This is a genomic window from Gaetbulibacter sp. PBL-D1 (assembly GCF_050509525.1).
Taxonomy (GTDB): domain Bacteria; phylum Bacteroidota; class Bacteroidia; order Flavobacteriales; family Flavobacteriaceae; genus Gaetbulibacter_B; species Gaetbulibacter_B jejuensis.
In genome coordinates, this window is record NZ_JBNWKB010000029.1 from 1 (window position 1) to 5414 (window position 5414).

At 31.3% G+C, this 5414-nt stretch carries 6 protein-coding genes; 2 read left to right on the forward strand and 4 right to left on the reverse strand.

Annotated features, from left to right (window positions below):
* The 3 genes from ACQ0RB_RS15435 to ACQ0RB_RS15445 form a co-directional block, all read right to left on the reverse strand.
* The coding region (locus ACQ0RB_RS15435) for a hypothetical protein (protein WP_430499574.1) at positions 1-567 on the reverse strand (567 nt) is incomplete at its 3' end.
* Positions 568-704: 137 nt separating this feature from the next.
* Positions 705-1709, reverse strand: coding sequence for a hypothetical protein (locus ACQ0RB_RS15440; RefSeq protein WP_430499482.1), 1005 nt, complete (start codon positions 1707-1709; stop codon positions 705-707).
* Positions 1710-1804: 95 nt separating this feature from the next.
* Complete coding sequence (locus ACQ0RB_RS15445; protein WP_430499576.1) at positions 1805-2365, reverse strand: hypothetical protein; 561 nt, start codon at positions 2363-2365, stop codon at positions 1805-1807.
* A gap of 167 nt (positions 2366-2532) precedes the next feature.
* Here ACQ0RB_RS15445 and ACQ0RB_RS15450 point away from each other — a divergent pair, with 167 nt between their 5' ends.
* Entirely contained in the window at positions 2533-3606 is a 1074-nt protein-coding gene (locus ACQ0RB_RS15450) for a PA0069 family radical SAM protein (protein ID WP_430499578.1), read from the forward strand.
* A gap of 69 nt (positions 3607-3675) precedes the next feature.
* Here ACQ0RB_RS15450 and ACQ0RB_RS15455 read toward each other — a convergent pair whose 3' ends face one another.
* Positions 3676-4287, reverse strand: a complete 612-nt coding sequence (locus ACQ0RB_RS15455; RefSeq protein WP_430499580.1) for a hypothetical protein — start codon at positions 4285-4287, stop codon at positions 3676-3678.
* Between the two features lie 211 nt (positions 4288-4498).
* On the opposite strand from ACQ0RB_RS15455, the gene ACQ0RB_RS15460 reads away from it, so the two are divergent.
* Entirely contained in the window at positions 4499-5380 is an 882-nt protein-coding gene (locus ACQ0RB_RS15460; RefSeq protein WP_129759686.1) for an AraC family transcriptional regulator, read from the forward strand.
* The last annotated feature ends 34 nt before the right edge of the window (positions 5381-5414 follow it).

Sequence of the window (5414 nt, forward strand, 5' to 3'; positions counted from 1 at the left end):
GTCAAATTGAGTTCCAAACGAACCGATTCTTTTTAATCTGTCCTTTTGATTTTCATTCAGTTCGCTCGTCCCAAAGGCGATGTCTTCAATGGGTTGTCCATTTTCCTTTTTTAGAGCAAATTCAATCGATTCAATTTTTGGTTTGCAATTCATACCTAGTAAAGTTAAGTCTACAAAATTTCCGATTTCAACGTTTCCGTTTACGATTTTGCCTACTAAATAGAATTTCTTTCCGGTTAATTGAAAGGACGAGTTTAATCTAAAATCCGCAACTTTAATATTATGCCATTTGTGTCCGCAATTCCTACATTGTCTAGCTTGTGGTGTTCTTGCAAGAAAATCACATTTCGGACATTTGTTAAGAAACAGGTCATCTTTTCGTTCTTCCAAAATTCGGTTCGCAACATTTAATCTGAAATTTTCAGTTCCGTTTTTGAGCAATTCACGTCCTTTTTTGGTAATAACAAATTTTCCATTTCTTTCAAGAATATTTCTCATTTTAGGACTGTTTTCTGTTTTGAATTCCAGTTGCGAATATCTCAAAGCCGAAATTTCATCTCTCGTCATTAAGTTTGGGAAATATTCAATTATATATTTTGCATTTCTAAATTCACGATAATTTTCAGCTTATTGCCAACTATTGGTTATTGATAAATATACAATAGTTTTTGGTTAAAGGTTGAGACACATTCTAGTGCTTGTTACTAATTTAAATTTACTATGGAGGCTTTAGAGATTAACAGTCTATTACGCTTTTCAATTAGTTCTATATTGAGAATGACATTATCCCAATATGTGGTTTTTGCTCCATAAATGCTCACATATTTAACTTCTATTTTTATTGTGCCATTATCAATTTTTCCTTTGGTAATCTCATAAGATTCAGGTTCTTCTTGAGCATTAAGCCAATACATGTAATCGGCAAAACAACTTGCAGGTTCCCAAATACCATCATAGTTATCGTTCTCTTTTGTTTTCATTTTTTCAAGATCATCAATACAAGGTTTCATTCTGATAGATTCGTCTTCATAAAAGCTAGAATCAAAAATATTTAGGGAGTCTAACTTTTTAAAATAGCTTGACATATTTACTTGATAATACCCTTTGCTATTAATAGTCCATTCAGGACTAATATTTCCAAGAGCAATTTCTTTGAAAAATATCATAACAGTAGCGCCTACCTTTTCTTTAGTTTTCTCAAAATCAAGTGTAAATAACTTTTTTGTGGATACTTCGTCATTTGCGGTTGAATCAATAGATTCAGGTATTGATGTTTTAAAATTAGCTTTTGTTTCAGATTCAGTAAAGCAGTCGAATTCTATTTTTCGTTGATAAAAGCCATCCCAAAATTCCTGATAAGTGAGATTGTCGTCAATTATTAAGTTTATTTTTTTGAAAGTGTGAGTGATACTATCTTTAGGATAATAAAGTTCAAATTCATTTTTTCCTCTGTAACTAACTTTGGCTTTTGTTTTATCTGCTCTCTCACCAAAGGATAAATGATAAATAGTGTCATTCTTTATTTCAAATTTTCTCCAATTTGATAGCCAATTCATACTCGTAGCAGATTGCATAGAGTCATTTTCAATATACAGTTCAGCATAAAGTCCGTTATGGCAAGTACAGTAATTCCCATTGAGTTTTCTATCGGATTTACATCCAATAGTTGTAAAAATCAAAATCAGTAATATGGCTTTTAATGTTTTCAATATGCTTTTTCTAATGGTGTACAACTATTGGTTATTGATAAATATACAATAGTTTTTGGTTAAAGGTTTAGGTTAAACGTTGTTGATAATTGGCTTTATTTTATTATTTGGTCATAATCTTTTATCAATGCTCTCATAAGCATTTCTCCATTTGCGCCAAGTTCATTATTTTTCAATCCAAGGTCTTTTCTCATTTCAACCATTATTTTTGTCATATATAAAAGATGTTTCTTTGAATCCGTTTCTTCATCATCATTTTGAGCATACATAAATTGGAAATAATCTGAAAAGGCAATTATTACTTTTGGCGAAGCGTAAAGAACATATTTTTTATAAAACTCATATAAGTCAGTCAACATTTTATTTGGATGGTTTTTCTTATTTGCTTTTGAGTTGGCAAAAAGTCCGATTATCAAATTCACATATTGCTGGTAGATTTCACGTCTTTCTTTCGTGATTTCATTTGTGAGTTCCTTTTTTTTCTCAATATTACTTTTCAATAAATATCCTGCTCCACCTCCAATTAAAGGAAGTGTGATTGATAAAATCGTAATTATTGTTTGTGAGTTCATTTTTTCAGCTTGTTGCCAACTATTGGCTGTTGATAAATATACAATGGTTTTACCGTATACAATGTTGTATAGCGTTTTATCCATTCCCTACGAATTTCGACTATTTATTTTATAAATTCAAGAGCATAAGCGATTTAATACTCTTTTTCGCGTTTGTTAATAACCCATTTTTGTTTTAACAGTTTCAAGAGCAATTAATCCCTAATTTTAAGTCACCACTTTTTTAAGTACTCACTTTATACTTTACTGTTATGAACCCAAAACCTACCATAAAAGGACGTGGTGCACAACTAAACGTGCACAATAAATTCTTTGAACTCAGCCATGAAATCCGAGACGATTTTTTAGAATATTGTGCTAAAGAAGGCGAAGAAGCCGATAAAAACAAAACACTTTATTTACCTGTATTTCCTAAAACCATCGTTAATAAAGTTGAGAGTCCAGATGTTGGTATGGCGTATTCCATGAACATGTATCAAGGTTGCGAACATGGCTGTATTTATTGCTACGCCAGAAACAGTCATGAGTTTTGGGGTTATAGTGCAGGATTGGATTTTGAACGTCGCATTTTGGTAAAAAAAGATGCTCCTAAACTTCTAGAAGCACTACTAAAAAAGAAAAGCTGGAAAGCGCATCCTATTGTAATGTCTGGTAATACGGATTGCTACCAACCAGCCGAAAAAGAGTTTGAACTTACAAAACAGTGTTTAGAGGTGTTTTTAAAATACAAGCATCCTGTGGCAATTATTACTAAAAACGCATTAATATTAAGAGATTTGGAACTTTTAAAAGCCTTGGCAAAAGATAATCTTATCAACGTTAATATTTCCATTACCTCATTGTCTGAAACTACAAGACGCGTTTTAGAACCACGAACAGCAACAATAAAAAAGCGGTTAGAAACAGTAAAAGTGTTATCGCAAAACAACATTCCTGTAAATGTGATGTTGGCACCTATAATTCCGTCTGTAAATAGTCATGAAATTTTACCGTTAGCAAAAGCAGTGTCTGACGCTGGAGCATTATCAATAGCGCATACTATTGTACGATTAAATGGTTCTATTGGTGAGATTTTTACCGATTGGATTAAAAAAACACTACCAGACAGAGCAGATAAAGTATTGCACCAAATTGAAAGTTGTCATGGTGGTAATCTTAACGATTCGCGTTATGGAACACGAATGAGAGGAGAAGGTAAAATAGCTGAACAAATAAATATGCTAGTGCGATTAGCACGTAAAAAGTATTTTAAAGACAAGGCAATGCCTAAATTGAATACTGAACTGCATGAGCAGTATAAAGACGGACAGTTAAAGTTGTTTTAAAAAGTAAGCGGCAAACCAAAGGTTTGCCGCTTTACTAACTAACATTCTAACATTATTTAAATAATCAATTTAAATCATTTTTACGGTTTGGGTAAACTCTCTTCCATCTGTTTTTATTACAACTTTGTAATCTCCTGTGTTACCCTTCATTAATTTATAAACACGTTCAAAAATTTGAGAAGTGCTATCTATGTTTTCAGAATAGATTAATTCAAAATCTTTATGAGTAGCTTCATTATTTGCATAATGAATTTCTAAACTTAAAGGCGCATTGTTTAACGAGAACTTTGAAACAAACAAACGGTTATCTTGCATTCTCAAAATAGGTTTAAAGACCTTAGACTCTAAACTCTTGTTGAATTCTATTCTGCTTTCTACAACTTTAAACGGAATAACATTAATTTCAACATCCTTGTTTAGCTCAAAAAAGTAATCTCCATTTGGAAGCTCAGTAAGGTCGAACAAATTATTGTATGTTCCTGTTGCGTTTATGGTTTCTTTATATAGTATAATACCATTAATATCTTTTATTAATAGTTGCTGTCCTTGTTTAACATCGTCTAATGCTAACATTGTTTTTTTCTCCTTACCAACTATTAAAGTAGCAGTTGCATTTGCGTTGGTTACCATGGCAGCAATAATAGCTACCATAACGATACTGTTTTTAATTGCTTTTTTCATGACATATAAATATTTAGGTTAATAATTTTGGACACTTCAAAAGTACACTGAAACGCAAGGTTTAAAAACATCAATTTTTCCTAATTTATATACAGAATTAACTCTATTAACAATACTATAACTATAGTCTGTTAAAATAGTATATAATTGAGGTAATTTTAAATAGGTTTTTAATTTCATTACTTGTAATTTTGCATTGAAAGTTATGGGTATGATAACACGAAAACCTACACTCGAAAAAATTAGTCCAGAATTTGGAAGTTCCATTTTTGTGAGACGACATGAAAACTACACGTTTCAAGAAGAAGTAAAACCGTTTTGGCATTTTCATCCTGAAATTGAACTTATTTACGTAAACAAAGGAAAAGGAAAACGTCACATAGGTAATCACTTATCGTATTTTAATAATAGTCAATTACTGTTAATTGGTCCCAACTTACCTCATAATGGATTTACTGACCGTTTAACCATTAACGGTTCGCAAACTTTAATTCAATTTAAACCTGATTTTTTAGGAGCACATTTTTTTAATATTCCTGAAATGGAACGTATTAATAATTTGTTTGAACGCTCTAAGAAAGGTATTTTGTTTGGAGTTAAAACCAAGAAAAAGTTAGGCGATAAAATTGAAAGGTTTGCTAAAAAGGAAGGATTTAAAAAAATACTGGTTCTACTTGAAATTTTACACACTTTAGCCAAAGCTGAAGATTATACACTATTAAATGCTGATGGGTTTGCTTTTGAAACCGAAGCTCAGGATAGTGCAAAAATTGATATCATTTTTAAACATGTCAATCAAAATTTTACTGAGCACATAAGCTTAGATGAAATTGCTGATAAAGTGAGTATGACAGTACCTGCGTTTTGTAGATACTTTAAAAAGGTAACAGGAAAAACCTTTACAAAGTTTGTTAATGAGTATAGAGTAGTGCATGCTACCAAGCTACTTTCTGAAAGTCAAATTAGCATTACTGATGTGTGTTATGAGTGCGGATTCAATAACTTTTCGCACTTTAATAAAGTCTTTAAGGAAGTAACAGGTAAAAGTGCATCAAAATATAGAGGCGAAGTAAAACGTATTATCCACAATTAATTAAGCTGCTTTTCAAACACTATTTTGGTTTGAC

Coding starts and splice junctions, on each gene's coding strand:
- ACQ0RB_RS15450 (WP_430499578.1), top strand. CDS start 2,533: ATGAACCCAAAACCTACCATAAAAGGACGTGGTGCACAACTAAACGTG.
- ACQ0RB_RS15460 (WP_129759686.1), top strand. CDS start 4,499: ATGATAACACGAAAACCTACACTCGAAAAAATTAGTCCAGAATTTGGA.
- ACQ0RB_RS15445 (WP_430499576.1), bottom strand. CDS start 2,365: ATGGATAAAACGCTATACAACATTGTATACGGTAAAACCATTGTATAT.
- ACQ0RB_RS15455 (WP_430499580.1), bottom strand. CDS start 4,287: ATGAAAAAAGCAATTAAAAACAGTATCGTTATGGTAGCTATTATTGCT.